This window comes from Cryobacterium sp. M15 (assembly GCF_002929675.1).
Lineage (GTDB): Bacteria > Actinomycetota > Actinomycetes > Actinomycetales > Microbacteriaceae > Cryobacterium > Cryobacterium lyxosi.
Genome location: NZ_PJJW01000038.1, coordinates 265,092 through 281,513, shown reverse-complemented (window position 1 = coordinate 281,513; position 16,422 = coordinate 265,092). Strand labels below are relative to the sequence as shown.

At 65.3% G+C, this 16,422-nt stretch carries 16 protein-coding genes; 5 read left to right on the top strand and 11 right to left on the bottom strand.

Annotation, left to right across the window (positions count from 1 at the left end):
• The first annotated feature begins 110 nt into the window (after window positions 1–110).
• Window positions 111–2,417: a phosphoribosylformylglycinamidine synthase subunit PurL gene (purL, locus tag CXY83_RS11025; protein ID WP_104197380.1), complete on the top strand. Its 2,307-nt coding sequence runs from the start codon at window positions 111–113 to the stop codon at window positions 2,415–2,417.
• Window positions 2,418–2,570: 153 nt separating this feature from the next.
• Here purL and CXY83_RS11020 read toward each other — a convergent pair whose 3' ends face one another.
• The 8 genes from CXY83_RS11020 to CXY83_RS10985 all read right to left on the bottom strand — a co-directional run bounded on the left by CXY83_RS11020 (window position 2,571) and on the right by CXY83_RS10985 (window position 8,877).
• Entirely contained in the window at window positions 2,571–3,494 is a 924-nt protein-coding gene (locus CXY83_RS11020) for an SDR family NAD(P)-dependent oxidoreductase (protein WP_104197379.1), read from the bottom strand.
• A 4-nt stretch (window positions 3,495–3,498) separates the two neighbouring features.
• A complete protein-coding gene (locus CXY83_RS11015; protein ID WP_104197378.1) occupies window positions 3,499–3,882 on the bottom strand; it encodes a chorismate mutase in 384 nt (127 codons plus the stop codon).
• Window positions 3,883–3,910: 28 nt separating this feature from the next.
• Window positions 3,911–4,870, bottom strand: a complete 960-nt coding sequence (locus CXY83_RS11010) for a DMT family transporter (protein ID WP_255408763.1) — start codon at window positions 4,868–4,870, stop codon at window positions 3,911–3,913.
• A gap of 240 nt (window positions 4,871–5,110) precedes the next feature.
• The gene (locus tag CXY83_RS11005; RefSeq protein WP_104197377.1) at window positions 5,111–5,896 is read right to left on the bottom strand and encodes a GNAT family N-acetyltransferase; all 786 of its coding nucleotides are present in this window, start codon (window positions 5,894–5,896) and stop codon (window positions 5,111–5,113) included.
• An 84-nt stretch (window positions 5,897–5,980) separates the two neighbouring features.
• Entirely contained in the window at window positions 5,981–7,267 is a 1,287-nt protein-coding gene (locus CXY83_RS11000; RefSeq protein WP_104197376.1) for an adenylosuccinate synthase, read from the bottom strand.
• Window positions 7,268–7,753 (bottom strand): DUF3151 domain-containing protein, encoded by a 486-nt coding sequence (locus tag CXY83_RS10995; RefSeq protein ID WP_104197375.1) that lies wholly within the window; start codon window positions 7,751–7,753, stop codon window positions 7,268–7,270.
• A 62-nt stretch (window positions 7,754–7,815) separates the two neighbouring features.
• Complete coding sequence (locus CXY83_RS10990; protein ID WP_104128644.1) at window positions 7,816–8,184, bottom strand: nuclear transport factor 2 family protein; 369 nt, start codon at window positions 8,182–8,184, stop codon at window positions 7,816–7,818.
• A gap of 42 nt (window positions 8,185–8,226) precedes the next feature.
• The gene (locus CXY83_RS10985; RefSeq protein WP_104197374.1) at window positions 8,227–8,877 is read right to left on the bottom strand and encodes a TrmH family RNA methyltransferase; all 651 of its coding nucleotides are present in this window, start codon (window positions 8,875–8,877) and stop codon (window positions 8,227–8,229) included.
• A gap of 74 nt (window positions 8,878–8,951) precedes the next feature.
• On the opposite strand from CXY83_RS10985, the gene CXY83_RS10980 reads away from it, so the two are divergent.
• The 3 genes from CXY83_RS10980 (at window position 8,952) to CXY83_RS10970 (ending at window position 11,778) form a co-directional block, all read left to right on the top strand.
• Window positions 8,952–10,223 carry an Nramp family divalent metal transporter gene (locus CXY83_RS10980; protein WP_104197373.1) on the top strand — a complete coding sequence of 424 codons (1,272 nt, stop codon included), beginning with the start codon at window positions 8,952–8,954 and terminating at the stop codon, window positions 10,221–10,223.
• A gap of 19 nt (window positions 10,224–10,242) precedes the next feature.
• Window positions 10,243–10,887: a metal-dependent transcriptional regulator gene (locus CXY83_RS10975; protein ID WP_104197372.1), complete on the top strand. Its 645-nt coding sequence runs from the start codon at window positions 10,243–10,245 to the stop codon at window positions 10,885–10,887.
• A 90-nt stretch (window positions 10,888–10,977) separates the two neighbouring features.
• Window positions 10,978–11,778 (top strand): HAD-IIA family hydrolase, encoded by an 801-nt coding sequence (locus CXY83_RS10970; protein ID WP_104197371.1) that lies wholly within the window; start codon window positions 10,978–10,980, stop codon window positions 11,776–11,778.
• Window positions 11,779–11,836: 58 nt separating this feature from the next.
• Here CXY83_RS10970 and CXY83_RS17865 read toward each other — a convergent pair whose 3' ends face one another.
• Window positions 11,837–13,006 (bottom strand): hypothetical protein, encoded by a 1,170-nt coding sequence (locus CXY83_RS17865; protein WP_199184953.1) that lies wholly within the window; start codon window positions 13,004–13,006, stop codon window positions 11,837–11,839.
• Window positions 13,007–13,131: 125 nt separating this feature from the next.
• Window positions 13,132–13,680 carry an orotate phosphoribosyltransferase gene (pyrE, locus tag CXY83_RS10960; RefSeq protein WP_104128650.1) on the bottom strand — a complete coding sequence of 183 codons (549 nt, stop codon included), beginning with the start codon at window positions 13,678–13,680 and terminating at the stop codon, window positions 13,132–13,134.
• A gap of 290 nt (window positions 13,681–13,970) precedes the next feature.
• On the opposite strand from pyrE, the gene CXY83_RS10955 reads away from it, so the two are divergent.
• Window positions 13,971–14,885, top strand: a complete 915-nt coding sequence (locus CXY83_RS10955; RefSeq protein ID WP_104197369.1) for a LysR family transcriptional regulator — start codon at window positions 13,971–13,973, stop codon at window positions 14,883–14,885.
• Between the two features lie 16 nt (window positions 14,886–14,901).
• Here the strand turns inward: CXY83_RS10955 and CXY83_RS10950 are convergent, their stop codons facing one another.
• Entirely contained in the window at window positions 14,902–16,401 is a 1,500-nt protein-coding gene (locus tag CXY83_RS10950) for a CoA-acylating methylmalonate-semialdehyde dehydrogenase (protein WP_104197368.1), read from the bottom strand.
• Window positions 16,402–16,422: the final 21 nt, after the last annotated feature.

Here is a 16,422-nt window from a genome sequence, read left to right as displayed (position 1 = left end):
CGACCTCATCCACTCAAATACACACGCCAATTCACCGCCTGCGGGCGGGGTCGGGGCGACCGGTAGACTTGCCGGGTCAAGCATCCGCTATCTCGGGGAGAATTCCACACGTGACCGCTGTTTCCAAAACCTCTTCCCGCGGCGTCGCCGACACCGTTTCCAACGCTATTGCGACGCCCGAAAAGGAGCAGCCCTACGGGGCGCTCGGACTCAAAGCCGACGAGTACGCGCAGATCCGCGACATTCTGGGCCGCCGCCCAACGTCAGGCGAGCTGGCTATGTACTCGGTGATGTGGAGCGAGCACTGCTCCTACAAAAGCTCAAAGATGTACCTGCGCCAGTTCGGCGACAAAGTCACCCCCGCCATGAAGAAAAACCTCATGGTCGGCATGGGCGAAAATGCCGGTGTGCTCGACGTCGGCGAGGGCTGGGCGGTCACGTTCAAGATCGAATCGCACAACCACCCCTCTTATATCGAACCGTTCCAGGGCGCCGCGACCGGCGTCGGCGGCATCGTGCGCGACATCATCTCGATGGGCGCCCGCCCGGTCGCCGTAATGGATGCCCTCCGCTTCGGCGACATCAACGACCCCGATACTGCCCGCGTCGTTCACGGCGTGGTCTCGGGCATCAGCTTCTACGGCAACTGCCTCGGCCTGCCCAACATCGGTGGCGAAACCGTGTTCGACCGGGTCTACCAGGGCAACCCGCTCGTCAACGCTCTCTCGGTTGGCGTGCTGCGCCACGAAGACCTGCACCTCGCCAACGCCCGCGGCGTCGGCAACCAGGTCGTGTTGTTTGGAGCCCGCACCGGCGGCGACGGCATCGGCGGGGCATCCATTCTTGCCTCGGACACGTTCAGCGCCGGCGGCCCCACCAAGCGCCCCGCGGTGCAGGTCGGCGACCCGTTCGCCGAGAAGGTGCTCATTGAGTGCTGCCTCGAACTGTTTGCGGGCAAGCTCGTCGAGGGAATCCAGGACCTCGGGGCTGCGGGCATCTCGTGCGCGACCAGCGAACTCGCCTCGAACGGCGACGGTGGCATGTTCATCGAACTCGAGAAGGTGCTGCTGCGCGACCCCACGCTCACCGCCGAAGAGATTCTCATGAGCGAGAGCCAGGAGCGCATGATGGCGATCGTCACGCCCGAAAAGCTCGAGGGCTTTCTCGCCGTCACCAAGAAGTGGGACGTAGAGACCAGCGTTCTCGGCGAGGTCACCGATACCGGCCGGTTGATCATCAACTGGCACGGCGAAGAAATCGTCAACGTTCTGCCGCGCACCGTTGCCGTGGACGGCCCGGTCTACGAGCGTCCGCTCGCCTACCCGACCTGGATCGACGCCCTGCAGGCCGACACTGCCTCCGTGCTGCCGCGCGCGCTCGACGGCGAGACCCTGCGCGAGCAGTTTCTCGACCTGCTCGGCTCGCCCAACCTCGCCGACCCGAGCTGGATCACCGACCAGTACGACCACTACGTGCAGGGCAACACGGCGCTGGCTTTTCCCGACGACGGCGGCATGATCCGCGTCGACGAAGAAAGCGGACTCGGTTTCGCGATCGCCACCGACGCGAACGGCCGTTACTGCCAGCTCGACCCCTACCGCGGCGCGCAACTCGCCCTTGCCGAGGCCTACCGCAACGTCGCCACGACCGGCGCGATCCCGGCCGGCGTCAGCGACTGCCTCAATTTTGGCTCCCCCGAGAACCCCGAGGTCATGTGGCAGTTCCGTGAGGCCGTCACGGCCCTCGCCGACGGATGCCTGGAGCTCGAGATTCCCGTCACCGGCGGCAACGTCTCGTTCTACAACCAGACCGGCGACCAGCCGATTCACCCCACCCCGGTCGTGGCCGTGCTCGGCGTGATCGACAACGTCGCCCGCCGCATTCCGAGCGGCTGGCAGGACGACGGGCACAACATTTACCTGCTCGGCGACACCCGCCTCGAACTCGACGGCTCGGCCTGGGCCGGTGTCGTGCACAACCACCTCGGTGGTCGTCCGCCGGTCGTGGATCTCGGCCGGGAGAAGGCCCTCGCCGGACTGCTGCACGCCGCGTCGAAGGAAGCCCTCATCGACAGCGCCCACGACCTCAGCGAGGGTGGGCTCGCCCAGGCCCTCGCCGAAGCCGTGATGCGTTTCGGTGTGGGCGCTCGGGTCTGGCTCGGTGACATTCTGGATCGGGACGGGGTGGATGCATCCACTGCCCTGTTCTCCGAGTCGGCCGGTCGCGTCATCGTAAGCGTGCCGCGCGAAGACGACGTGAAGTTTCTCGGCCTGTGTGCCGGTCGCTACATTCCTGTGCTGCGCATCGGCGTGACCGACGCCACGCTACACGCCCTCGAGATTCAGGACGTCTTCTCGGCCTCGCTGCCCGAGATGCACAATCGACACCGCGCCACCCTCCCCGACGCCTTCGCCTGACCCTCCCCGGTTTTCGAGGCGTCGACCCGCGCATAACTCCTGCAATTTCTGCAGCGCACCGAGCTCGGTCCCGGAAACACGCGGCACTGTCACCACCGGTGCTCAAATTGCAGGAGTTATGCGCCGGAAGGCAGGTGGAGCAGATGGAAATGGTTAGAGGAACGGTTCGGCGATCAGGGTCTCGGCTCGCTCCCAGAGGCGGGCGGCCACCGCACGGTCGCGGGAGGTTTGGGTGGCCGACTGGCGGGTCGGGGCGCCGCGGGTCAACAGGCGCGGGCCGAAGTAGTCGCCGCCCTGGGCATCCGGGTCGATAGCCGCGCGCACGGTCGACCAGGCGCCGTGGTGCTTGCCCTGGGCTCCGATCACGGTTTGCAGGCCGTCGATCACCCGTTTGCCGCGCGACACCTCATTGATCGAACGGATGCCAGGGGTCAGCCCCGAAATGGAATATCCCGGATGCGCCACCAACGACTGCACCATTCCGGCACCATTGGCCCGCAGGCGCCGGTCGAGCTCAAACCCGAACACCTGCATGGCAATCTTGGACTGCGCGTAGGCTTTCCACCCGTTGTACGTGGTCGCCAGCTGCAGGTCGTCGAGCGAGGAGTCCATCAGCCGGGAGATCAACGACCCGAGCGACACCACCCGGCTACCGGGCGTGCGGCGGAGCGCCATGAGGCTGCCAGCGGTGAGCGCGAAGTGCCCGAGAAAATTCGTGGCGAAGATCAACTCGTTGCCATCGAGGCTCACTTGGCGATCCCTGGACGGATGCACGATTCCGGCGTTGAGAATCAGACCGTCGAGGCGCGGCAGTGCGCGCAAGGTCTCGCTCACCTCTCGAACGGACTGTAGGTCGGCCACGTCGAGCTGCAACACAGAAACGGATGCCCCCGGGACGCGGGCGCGGATGGCCGCCGCCGCAGCATCCGCTTTGGCGAGGTCGCGGCAGGCAAGCACAACGTGGGCACCGGTGCCGGCGAGCTGCTCGCTCGTGAAGTAACCGAGTCCGGCGTTGGCGCCGGTCACGACGAAGGTCTTGCCGGACTGGTCTGGCAGCGAACTCGGGTTCCAGCTCACCCGGCTACGACGCTGAAGTCGGCGACGATGCTGGTTCCGACCCGGCAGAGCGCCCCGGCTCCACCGGCTCGCCGCCGGCGATTCGAACGTGGTGGTGGATCACCTCGGCGATGATGAAGTTGAGAAACTTCTCGGCGAAGGCCGGGTCGAGATGGGCGTCCTCGGCGAGGCCGCGCAGGCGGTCGATCTGCATGAGTTCACGTGCCGGGTCGGCGGCCGGCAGCCCGTGGGCCGCCTTGAGCCGCCCGACCTGCTGAGTGAACTTGAACCGCTCGGCCAGCAGGTGAATGAGCGCGGCGTCAATGTTGTCGATGCTCTCGCGAATGCTGTGCAGCTGCAGCGTCGCAGCCGCGTCGGCGTCGGCGGGTGATTCCTCGTGTACGGCCATCCTTTTACGATAATGCATGGCCACGCGGTCAAGCGGATGCCGCCGCCGCCCGGCTGCGCGCCCCGAACGACCGCAGCCGCAATCGTTTCTGCGTCAGGAGTATGCCAAGCAGCACCAACAGCGCCCCGGTTGGCTCGTGCCAGGAGAATGTTTCCGCGAGCACGAGCACCCCCAACGCCACGCCGACCACGGGCGTCACGTAGGTCACCGTAGACGCATTGGTCGGACCCCAGGCGCGCAACACGTTGATGTTCCAGATGTAGGCCAGGCCGGTGCCGAGCGCACCGAGCGCAAACAGGCACAGCACGATCGGCACGGTCAGCGCCACCGGGCTCCAGGCCAGCGCCGGCGTCAGAAGCAGCATGATGCCGCCGGCAATGCCGATGTTCAGAAAAGCGAACGTCGATGCCGCGATCGGCCGCCCACTCAGAAACCGGCGGGTGTAGCCGAAGGTGAAGCCGTAGCAGACGGCCGCGCCAAGGCAGGCAAGCTGGCCCCAGAGATCGCCTGTGAGCGAGGAATACTGCCACGGGCCGATGATCACGACCACACCGACGATGCCGACCACGACGCCCGCGACCTGCGCGCGCACGAGTTTCTCCACTCGAAAGGCGAGCGTCGCCATCAACGCCGTCATGATCGGGGTGACCGCGTTATAGATGCTCGCCAGGCTCGATGAGACGTATTGTTCGGCCCAGGCGAAGAGCAGGTGCGGAATCACGCATCCGCTGATCGCGATGACCAGGAAATGTAGCCAGACCACGCCCTCCCGCGGCAGCACCGGCCCGCTCCTGATGCGCGGACGGGTCACGAGCACGATCAGCCCGAGGGTCAGCCCGCCGAGCACGAGTCGCGACCAGGCGATCTGCCCGAAGCTGACGCCATCGAGCGCAACCTTCATGAAGAGAAAGCTCGAGCCCCAGATCACTCCCATGCCAAGAAACTGCAGCACGATGAGGCTTTTACTGGCGGCAGTCGTCGAGGGCACTCCCCGAGCCTATAGCGGCCACGGACCAGCACGGGCCCGGCGGGGCTCAACGTCTCACAAGCGCCGAACAATGGCAGCGGATGCTCACACCGGCGCGCCCTGGCCGGAGCCGATTCAGAAAATCCACCCGGCGGGCCGCCGGAAAGTCGCTGGGTTTGGGGACGCAGGCGCCTGACCACCAGGTTTTCCTGACTTCGCCACCAGAATCATCATCCACTGACAGGAACCGATGCCGCTTTCCTACGAAGACGCGTCAGCTCCAGCGTTGCGCTCGGCATCCGGCGTATCAGGCGTATCCGGCGCATCCGGCGCATCCGGCGCATTCCCGGCGGCCTGACCAAAGCCGCCGCGTGGCCCGCCGCCCAGGATTGTGCCGCTCGCCCCGGCGGGACGCAGGTCGCGATAGGTCACGAACCGGCCCACGAAGGCGTCGAGGCGAGCTTTCAGCCCGGCGCGCACGGCCGGCCATTCGTCAGCGAGGATCGAGTAGACGGCGCTGTCCCGCCAGGTGCCGTCGGCCCGCGAGCAATCACGGCGCACGATGCCCTCGAACGTGGCGCCGATACCCAGGATGGCGGTGCGGGAACGCTCGTTGCGGGCATCCGCCTGAATCTTGACCCGGCCGAAGCCATTGTCGAAAGCTGTACCGAGCACGAGCAGTTTGGTTTCGGCATTGACAGGGGTGCCCCAGACGCGCGGGTCGTAGGCGGTCCAGCCGAGGTGGATGGCTTCCTTGACGACGTCGATGTCGCCGAGGGTAGTCGTTCCAACGACGTCACCGTCGTTCGGGCCGCCGAGCAGTCTGATCACGTAGGGCAGGGCCTCCCACTGAAAGTAATCGTGCGCCCACTTGATGAAGCCGTCAACATCGCGCTTCAAGGCGGCCGGGCCGCCACCGTAACCGGCCGCGAACACTTCGGGGTGCGCGATAGCGCGCGCCAAGTCGGGCAACACCGCGCTGCCGAGCGGTTGAAGCTGCACAAAACGACCGGTCAGGGTCAGGGAATGGGGTCTCACGGCGCTCACACAACTAGTGTGACAGGTCAAAGTGAGGAATTTTCACTCACCGCGCCAACCGGGCACATTACGGGCCCGGTTGGCGATTCAGATCTAGTCGATCAGGTCGTGACGCACCACGATGGCTTCACGGTCGGGGCCGACGCCGATCGCCGAAATGCGCGATCCGCTCATGCTCTCGAGCGCGAGTACATAGTTCTGCGCGGCCTGCGGCAGCTTGTCAAACGTGCGCACGCCGGTGATGTCCTCGGTCCAGCCGGGGAAGTTCTCGTAAATCGGAACGGCGTGGTGAAAGTCGCTCTGCGAGACCGGCACTTCGTCGACGCGCACACCATCAACCGAGTACGCCACGCAGACCGGGATCTCGGCCAGACCGGTGAGCACATCGAGCTTGGTCAGCACGAAGTCGGTGACGCCATTGATGCGCGCGGTGTAGCGGGCGATCGGAGCGTCGTACCAGCCACAACGGCGCGGGCGCCCGGTGGTGGTGCCGAACTCGAACCCGTTAGCGCGCAGGTAATCGCCCGACTCGTCGAACAGTTCGGTGGGGAACGGACCGCTGCCCACGCGGGTCGTGTAGGCCTTGACGACGGCGATGACCCGATCGATGCGGTTCGGAGCGATACCCGAACCGGTGACGGCACCGCCCGAGGTAGCGTTCGATGACGTGACAAAAGGGTACGTGCCATGGTCGACGTCGAGCATGGTGGCCTGGCCACCTTCGAACAATACGGTCTTGCCGGCATTCAAGGCCTGGTGCAGGAGCAGGGCGGTGTCGATGACCATGGGGCGCAGGCGTTCAGCGTAGCTGAGCAGTTCGGTGACGATCTCCTCGACCTCGATGGCGCGACGGTTGTAGACCTTGACCAGCATGTGATTCTTCTGGTCGAGGGCACCCTCCACTTTTTGGCGCAGAATGTTCTCGTCAAACAGGTCTTGTACGCGGATGCCGACACGGTTGATCTTGTCAGCGTAGGCGGGGCCGATACCGCGCCCGGTGGTACCGATCTGGCGCTTGCCGAGAAAACGCTCGGTGACCTTGTCGAGGGTGCGGTGGTATGCGGTGATGACGTGCGCGTTGAGGCTGACCTTGAGCCGCGAGACATCGACGCCGCGCTCCGACAATGCATCGAGCTCTTCAAACAACACCTCAACGTCGACGACGACGCCGTTGGCGATGACCGGGGTGACTCCGGGGCTCAGGATGCCCGACGGCAGCAGGTGCAGCGCGTACTTCTCGTCGCCGACGACGACGGTGTGGCCGGCGTTGTTGCCGCCGTTGAACTTGACGACATAGTCGACCCGGCTGCCGAGCAGGTCGGTGGCCTTACCCTTGCCCTCGTCGCCCCATTGGGCTCCGATGAGTACGATCGCGGGCATCTAGTCTTCTCCTCGAATAACGAAAGCTTCGGTGGGCGGCGCCGGGTCGAAGCCCGGGCTGCCGGTGTACAGGGTGGCGATGATGGAAATAGCGCTCGCATCGGCATCCGTCAGAAAAGCCGTCAGGCGGGAGACCTCGTCGGACTCACCGATTTCTTCGGCGCCCCGGCGCAACGCGAACAGGGCGCGCAGCACGCCGCGGTTGGGTTCATGACGCCACGGAATGGGACCGTGGCCGCGCCAGCCGGCCTTGCGCAGGGCATCGAGTCCGCGGTGGTAGCCGACCCGGGCGTAGGCGTACGACTCCAGGAGTCGACCCTCAGCGTGGGTGGCATCGGCCAGTTCAGCCCAGGCCAGCGGAGAGGTCGGGTGCACCTGCGCTACCGCGGCGATCTCGCTCCTCGCGGTTCGGCGCAGGGCCTCGAGCACCTCCGGTTCCGCGGGAAGAAGGGTCTCGGGCTCAGAAATCAAATTGTCGCCGGTCACACTGAATCCTACCAAGGCCCAGGTGCCCTCACCCCGGCGACGGGCCCGGTGGGCCGAAAACGCTAGGCCGGGCTTTGCTGCCGGGCTGCGACGCGCCAGCCGCCGTTCACGAACAGGTAGGTCGTCGACATGTTCAACTCGGCGACCACCTCGCCCCGGCGGGCGATCGCCTTGTAGACGACGACACCGGCGTGCTCACCGAGGCGGATGATGGCGGGCTCGTGAATGCCGTAGCTCTCCCACGGAGCCGCCTGGTCGAAGTATGCGGTGACCTGGTCGCGAGTGATGACGGCACCGGGCACGATCATCAGGGCGTCGTCGGTCATTTCGCGCTGATAGTACGCGCCGCCCTGCCCACCCAGGATGGCCTGCCAGCCGGCGTTTTCTTCGTGAAGGAGCCGGGCGGGAAGATCGTCAGTGATCGCAGTCATACCGTCACGCTAGCCCCAAACCGTCACCGAATGCAGAAAAGGTCAGAACCGGTTCTGAACCACCCAGGAATGCATGGTGACGGCCGCGGCGGCCGAAGCGTTGATCGACCGGGTCGACCCGAACTGGCTTATTTCGACGATGGAATCAGCGGCGGCGATAGCCTCATCCGACAGTCCGGGGCCTTCCTGGCCGAACAGCAGAACGCAGCGTTCGGGAAAGGTGAAGGTCTCGATGATGACACTGCCGGGCACGTTGTCGATAGCGATCACCGGCAGCGATTCAGTGGCACACCATCCGACGAAGGCAGCGACATCACTGTGGTGCAAAACGTGTTGGTAGCGGTCGGTGACCATGGCGCCGCGTTTATTCCACCGTTTACGCCCGATGATGTGCACGGTGTCGGCGCCGAACGCGTTGGCGCTGCGCACGATGGAGCCGATGTTCATGTCGTGCTGCCAGTTCTCAATGGCTACGTGAAACGGATGCCGGTGCTCGTCCAGGTCAGCCACGATCGCCGCCATGTTCCAGTAGCGGTAGCGGTCGATCACGTTTCGGGTGTCACCGTGCTCGAGCAGGTCGGCGTCGTAGCGCTCCTCGCTCGGCCACTCCCCCGGCCACGGGCCGACGCCGTAGGTGGATCGCTCGGGCGTGGAGTTGTCGGCGGCGAAGGTTGGGGCGGCTGGCTCGGTCACTACTTAACCGTAACCTGCCCACAGCCCTCACATTTGGGCTTTCGGTTGGCCGAAAGTCTAGCTATGGTTTCGGCATGACTAAAACGGATGCTGCCGCTACCGATCGCCTGCTCTCCCAAGCTCCGACTACGGTCGCCTCCAGCCGGCTGCTCTGGCTTCTGGGCCCGGCTCTCGTTGCCGGGGTCGCCTACCTCGACCCGGGAAACGTCGCGAGCAATATGACCGCCGGTGCCCGCTACGGCTATCTGCTGGTCTGGGTGGTCGTGGCCGGCAACGTCATGGCCTGGCTCATCCAATATCTGTCCGCCAAACTCGGCATTGTCACCGGGGCGAGCCTGCCCGAGATTCTCGGGGTGCGCATGAAACGGCCCACGGCGCGGCGCCTGTATTGGATTCAGGCCGAACTGGTCGCCATGGCCACCGACCTGGCCGAGATCATCGGCGGTGCCGTTGCGCTCAACCTCTTGTTCAACCTGCCGCTGATCTGGGGCGGCGTGATCACCGGCACGGTCTCGATGATCGTGCTCATGGTGCACACTCGTCGCGGCCCCCGCATTTTCGAACGCGTCATCATCGCGCTCATGCTCATCATCACCGTGGGTTTCACCGCTGGTGTGTTCTTCTCGCCGCCCGAGGCCGGCGGGGTGCTCTCCGGATTGGTACCGCGGTTCGAGGGCTCCAACTCGGTACTGCTCGCCGCATCGATCTTGGGCGCCACGATCATGCCGCACGCCATCTACGCGCATTCGTCGCTCGCCCGCGACCGGTTTCCAGAGTGGCAAGGCGTCGTCGCTACTCGCCGCCTGCTCTGGGCCACGAAGTGGGACGTCACGATTGCCATGGCGATCGCCGGAACGGTGAACCTGGCGATCTTGCTGTTGGCGGCATCCGCTTTGCAGGGTGTGGACGGAACCGACACCCTGCAAGGGGCCTACGCCGCCCTGAAAGACACGCTCGGGCCAGCGATTGCGACAACGTTCGCTATCGGGCTGCTCGCCTCGGGCCTGGCCTCGACCTCGGTTGGTGCCTACGCCGGAGCCGAGATCATGCACGGCCTGCTGCACGTGCGCATCCCTCTACTGTTGCGCCGATTGGTCACGCTGATTCCGGCGCTGTTCATTCTCGGTGTGGGGTTCGACCCGACCCAGGCGCTCGTGCTCAGCCAGGTGGTTTTGTCCTTTGGTATTCCGTTCGCCCTGATTCCGCTGGTCTGGCTCACCGCGCAGCATGGCCTCCTCGGCACCTTCACCAACCGCTGGTTCACGACCGCCGCCGGGGTCGTCTGTGCCCTCGCCCTCGTCAGTCTGAACGTCGTGCTGCTCGTACTCGTTTTCACCGGGGCTTGACCGGTAGCCTGAAATAGACATGACGCACACGACCGGCGCGGCCGAGGACTACCTCAAAACCATCTATGCCCACACCGAGTGGCAGCCCGACCTGATCACTCCCTCGGCGCTCGCCCTACGGCTGGGGTTGGCACCGTCATCCGTCACGGAAATGGTGAAGAAGCTCGCCGCCAGCGGGCTCATCACCCACGTTCCCTACGGTCCGCTGGCGCTGACGGATGCCGGCCGGCTGCGCGCCACCGCCGTCGTGCGGCGGCATCGCCTGATCGAGACCTGGCTGGTCGGCGAGATGGGCTACGACTGGGACCAGGTGCACGACGAGGCCGAGATTCTCGAGCACTCTATCTCGGACCGGTTGCTCGAGGCCATCAATGCGCGGCTCGGGTTTCCGGCGCACGATCCGCACGGCGATCCGATTCCGTTCGCCGATGGCACCGTGCTTCGACCGCCGGCCGTGCTGCTGGCGGGGGTCACGGTCGGGTATACGGGCACCGTATTGCGCATCAGCGACCGCGACCCGGCCGTGCTGCGCGAACTCGCCGCCGATCTGATCGGACCCGGCACCGAGTTCACTCTGGCAGCGGCGCTGACCATCGTTCTAGCGGATGGCCAGAACCGGCTGCTGACGACGGCTGCGGCAGCGTCGATCTGGGTGACCGCCTGAGTGAGTGCGGCATCCGCTTATTTGTGTACTGCCGGTTACCGTGGTGAAACTTGGCGAGGCTAGGCTGAAGACGACGAAAAGGAGCGCCTGATGGCACGACGCGACGAAATCGAATGCTGGCTCACCGACATGGACGGTGTGCTCGTGCACGAGAACCAAGCCCTCCCGGGGGCGGCCGAGCTGCTGCAGCAGTGGACCGACGCGGGCACGCCGTTTCTGGTGCTCACCAATAACTCTATTTTCACGCCGCGCGATCTGAGTGCCCGGCTGCGCGCAAGCGGGCTCAACGTGCCCGAGGACCGTATCTGGACCTCCGCCCTCGCAACAGCAGACTTTCTGAAGTCTCAGGTCTCCAACGGCACTGCGTTCGTGATCGGGGAGGTCGGCATCACGACAGCGCTGCACGAGGCCGGGTTCATCATGACCGAGACCAACCCCGACTATGTGGTGGTCGGCGAGACCCGCAACTATTCGTTCGAGGCGATCACCAAGGCGATCCGGCTGATCCTCGGCGGAGCGCGGTTCATCTCGACCAACCCGGATGCGACCGGACCGAGCAAGGACGGCCCGATGCCGGCGACCGGCGCTATTTCGGCGCTGATCACCAAGGCCACCGGCATGGAGCCCTACGTCGTCGGCAAGCCCAACCCGATGATGTTCCGCTCGGCGATGAACAAGATCGGTGCGCACTCCGAGAACACAGGCATGATCGGTGACCGCATGGACACCGACATCGTTGCCGGCATCGAGGCCGGGCTGCACACGATTCTCGTGATGACCGGCATCAGCGACGCGGCCGAGATCAACCGGTACCCGTTTCGTCCCGACGAGATCGTGGCCGGCGTGCACGAGCTGCTCTCGACTGATCCGATCGAAAGTGACGAGATCTAGCTAACTCCTCCCCGCCGGTTGTCGAGCGATCCGTCTGTGCGCCAGGCTCGCGCCGGCTTCAGGCGGTCGGACCGGCGCCCATGATGCTCGCCGTGAGCGGCTCAGCTGCGGCGCTGCTCGCGAAGCAGTAGTAGTAGCGCGGCTCATCGGTCCATTGTTCTTCGCTGATCGGATAGCTCCCCTGCATCTGCAGCGTCGGGTAGGCGCCGGCCGCGTTCAAGTCGAGGATGCCGGGCGCCGTGCAGAGCAGGTTGATCTGGGCGGCCAACGCGGCCTCCCCCGGAAAGGCTGTGGTCGCATCGCCGCCAAAATTGCCGCGATATACCAGCTGGGCCGTGTGTGCGGCTGCACAATCGAAGACCGTGAAGTCCTCCGCCCACGGGGACTCGTACGGTTCGAGGCACTCGCCACCGAACAGGGTGTTCCACTCGTTTACCCCGGCAGGCTGCGCCGCCGTGATCTCCGGGGTCGGCGTTGGTGTGGGGGTCGGCGTTGGTGTCGGCGTCGCGGATTGGGTCGGTGCCGGCGCCGCCACCGGGCTCGCGACCAGCCGCTGGCCGAGATAGAACAATCCCGCGAGCACGATGAGTGCGAGTAATCCGACGACGGTCCAGACCAAAGCGGCCTGCGTGCTTCCGGGAGCACGGCTCCTGGACCGGTGGCGGCTCGGCGCCTCGGCGCTGGTTGCCTCGGTACCGTCTGGTGAGGCGAGCACTCCCGCTACCGGCACAATCTCCGTCGGCCGGTCGGCTTCGGCTGCTGCTGCTTCTGCTTCTGCTTCTGCTTCTGCTTCTGCTTCTGCTTCTGCTTCTGCTTCTGCTAAACGGTCACTCGACGCCGGGGCGGGCGCGGTCTCGGCACCGGGCGTCGCGGCAAATTCTGGCTCAACCTCGTCGGACGGGACAACTTCGTGCCCGACGTCAACGACCGACACGACATTGTCTGATGACTCCGAGTGCGCAGAGGGCAGAGCCTCAGAGACCGGGGCGTCGGCCGGTTGCGGCAGCGGTGTCGTCCACCACGGAGCCGGTCCAGCCGGTGCTGGTCCAGCCGGTGCCAGTCCAGCCGGTGCTGGTCCAGCCGGAGCCGATCCAGCCAGCGCTGCCGGGATGGACGGTTCCGGACGCTCGGAGACCTCCGGTTGCGCCGGCACCGGCTTGGCGCGACGGGAGCGGCGGCCGAACCGGGTCACCAGCGGGGCGGCATCCACTGCGTCAGTAACCGACATCTCGTCAGCTGAGTCATCGCCAGCTGAGTCATCGCCAGCTGAGTCATCGTGAGCTGAGTCTTCGGAGCTTTGCCCCAATTGCGACGCGAGCCAGTCGATTCCCCGCTCGTCGTCGTCTGGTGGCACTAGTTGAGCCCCAGGTCCTCAAGGGAGATCGCGGCGAAGTAAGGGTAGCCGGCAGCCTCGATCACTTCGCGGGCACCGGTGTTGCGGTCGACCACGACGGCGACGCCAGCAATCTCGGCACCGACCTTGAGAAGGGCTTCGATGGCGGCGAGGGGAGAGCCACCGGTGGTCGAGGTGTCTTCGAGCACGATCACACGCTTGCCGGCGAGGTCGGGGCCCTCAACCTGGCGGCCGCGACCGTGGTCCTTGGGCTCCTTGCGCACGACGAACGCGTCATAGGTCGCGCCGCGGGCGGCACCCTGGTGCAGGACCGCAGCGGCGATCGGGTCGGCGCCCATGGTCATGCCTCCAACGGCAACCACATCCGGAACATCCTTGATGAGGTCGAGCATGACCTGCCCGATCAACGGGGCAACCCGGTGGTCGAGGCTCACCCTGCGCAGATCCACGTAATACGTGGCCTTCTTACCGCTGGTGAGAACGAAATCTCCGTGAAAAACGGCCTCGGCCGAGATGAAGTCGATGAGTTTCTGCCGTGTATCAGTCACAAATCTCAGTTTAGGGCATGCCCAGCCGGCGCCCCGTGCTAGAAGATGCGCACGAGGTTGCGACGCTCGACTTGGCGGTAGCCGTCGCGGTGCACCTCGATGACGAGGGCAATGATTGAAGCAACGGCAACGAGCACGATGGCGAGGAGAATGAACACGAGGTGCCTTTCACAAGAAGTGGACTGGCCCGGCACGGAGGCGACACTGCTCGTGTAAGACTCTCTTATTTGACCACCCCTGACCGTGCAGCACAATCGCTTTTTTCTGCATGGATTATTTAGACTAGCTACATGGACGTGCAGCGACTGGAACTGCTCCGTGAACTCGCCGACCGCGGCAGCATCACGGCCGTCGCCCTCGCCACGCACCGCACACCCTCGGCCGTCTCCCAGCAACTCAAGGTGCTCGAGCGCGAAGCCGGCCTGCCGCTCACCCAGCGGCACGGGCGTGGCCTCGTACTCACCGATGCTGGCCGCGCCCTGGCTCGCAGTGCAACGGATGTCGCGGTGTCGCTCGCGAAGGCGACCGCGCTCTGGGACGAATTTCGCAACAACGCCACCGGCGAAGTGAGCCTCGTCACCTTTCCAACGGCCGGTCAGATGCTATTGCCCGGGGTCATTAAAGACCTGGGGCCCGGGCTCGTACTCAACTGCGCCGACGAAGATCCCGAACTGAGCGACTTTCCCGCCCTCACCGCCGAGTATGACATTGTGCTGGCCCACTCGATGAGCGGGCAGCTGTCCTGGGCCGGCCGGGGCCTCACGGTCGTTCCGCTGATGACCGAGCCGCTGGATGTGGGGCTACCGGTGGGGCATCCGCTTGCTGATCGCGCCTGGGTGCGCCCGAGCGACCTCATCGGGGAGACCTGGATCGGGGTGAGCGACGGTTACCCGTTCGAGCGTATTCTGCACGCGATCGAGCAGGAAGCCGGCGCTCACTTGTCAATGGCGCAGCGCTTTGCCGACCTCGCCTTGATCGAGTCGTTTGTGATTGCCGGGCTCGGCATCGCCCTCGTACCGCGCTATACCTCCAGCGGGGGCCAGCCGGGCCGACTCGTGTTGAAGCCCCTGCGGGGCATCGAATCCCAGCGCCAGATCGTGGCGCTCATGCGCCCCGACCGAGCGGAGCGCCTAGCGGTGCGCACCGTACTTGACGCCCTTCGAGCCCAAGCGTTGCAGGTGCAACAGTCTCACACGGTGAAATAGGTCGGCTACCTCGGCGTTACTGGTTCTGAGGGAAGCCCAGGTTGATACCGCCGTGGCTTGGGTCGAGCCAACGGCTCGTCACGGCCTTCTCGCGCGTGAAGAAGTTGACCCCGGCGGGGCCGTAAGCCTTGGCGTCACCGAACAGCGAGTTCTTCCAGCCTCCGAAGGAGTGGTACGCGACCGGCACGGGAATGGGCACGTTGATGCCGATCATGCCCACCTGCACCTCGTTCTGAAACCGGCGAGCGGCGCCGCCGTCGTTGGTGAAGATCGCGGTGCCGTTTCCGTACTGGCTGGCGTTGATGAGGTCGAGGCCCTCCTGGTACGTCGCCACGCGCACGATCGACAGCACGGGTCCGAAGATCTCGTCGAGGTAGACGGCCGAGTCGACGCTGACCTTGTCGAACAGGGTCGGGCCGAGCCAGAAACCGTTGGGGTCACCGTCAACTGTGATATCCCGACCGTCGATGACGATGTCAGCTCCGTCTTTCTGGGCGATGTCGATGTACCCGGCGACCTTGTCGCGGTGCACCTTCGTGATCAGCGGGCCCATGTCGCAGCCGCGGGTGCCGTCTCCGACCGTGAGGCCCTTGACCCGTTCGGCGATCTTCGCGATGAGGTCGTCGGCGACTGGCTCGACAGCCACGATGACGCTGATGGCCATGCAGCGCTCACCGGCGGATCCGAAACCGGCGTTGACGGCGGCATCCGCTGTGAGGTCGAGATCGGCGTCTGGCAGCACAAGCATGTGGTTCTTCGCGCCGCCGAGGGACTGCACACGCTTGCCGTGCTTGGCCGCCGTCTCGTAGATGTAACGGGCGATGGGCGTCGAGCCGACGAAGGAAATCGCCTGCACGTCGGGGTGCACGAGCAGAGCGTCGACCGCTTCTTTGTCACCGTGCACGACGTTGAGCACTCCCGCGGGCAACCCGGCTTCGGTGAACAGTGCGGCGAGCCAGTTCGCCGCAGACGGGTCTTTCTCGCTCGGCTTGAGCACGACAGTGTTGCCGGCCGCGATGGCGATCGGAAAATACCAGAGCGGCACCATCGCCGGAAAGTTGAACGGGCTGATTATGCCCACGACGCCGAGCGGCTGGCGCAGCGTGTAGACGTCGACGCCGGTCGAGACGTTCTCGGAATACTCGCCCTTGGACAGGTGCGGCATGCCGAGCGCGAATTCGACGACCTCGAGCCCGCGAATGATCTCACCGAGCGCGTCTGAGGTCACCTTGCCGTGTTCGGCGGTGAGAATGTCGGCCAGGTCACCCTTGCGCGCATTGAGCAGCTCGCGAAAGTTGTACATGATGCTCTGCCGACGGGCCTGGCTCGTATCGCGCCAGGCCGGGTAGGCCGCCTGGGCGACCGCGACGGCGGTATCGAGGTCGCGAGTGCTCGCGAGCAACACGTTCTTGGCGACTGTGCCGGTGGCCGGGTTGAACACCGGCGCGGTGCGCGAAGAGGTACCGACGGCTGCTGCGCCGTTGATGTAGTGCGAAATGGTGGGGACGTCGGTCATGGTTGAGCCTTTCCGTGGATC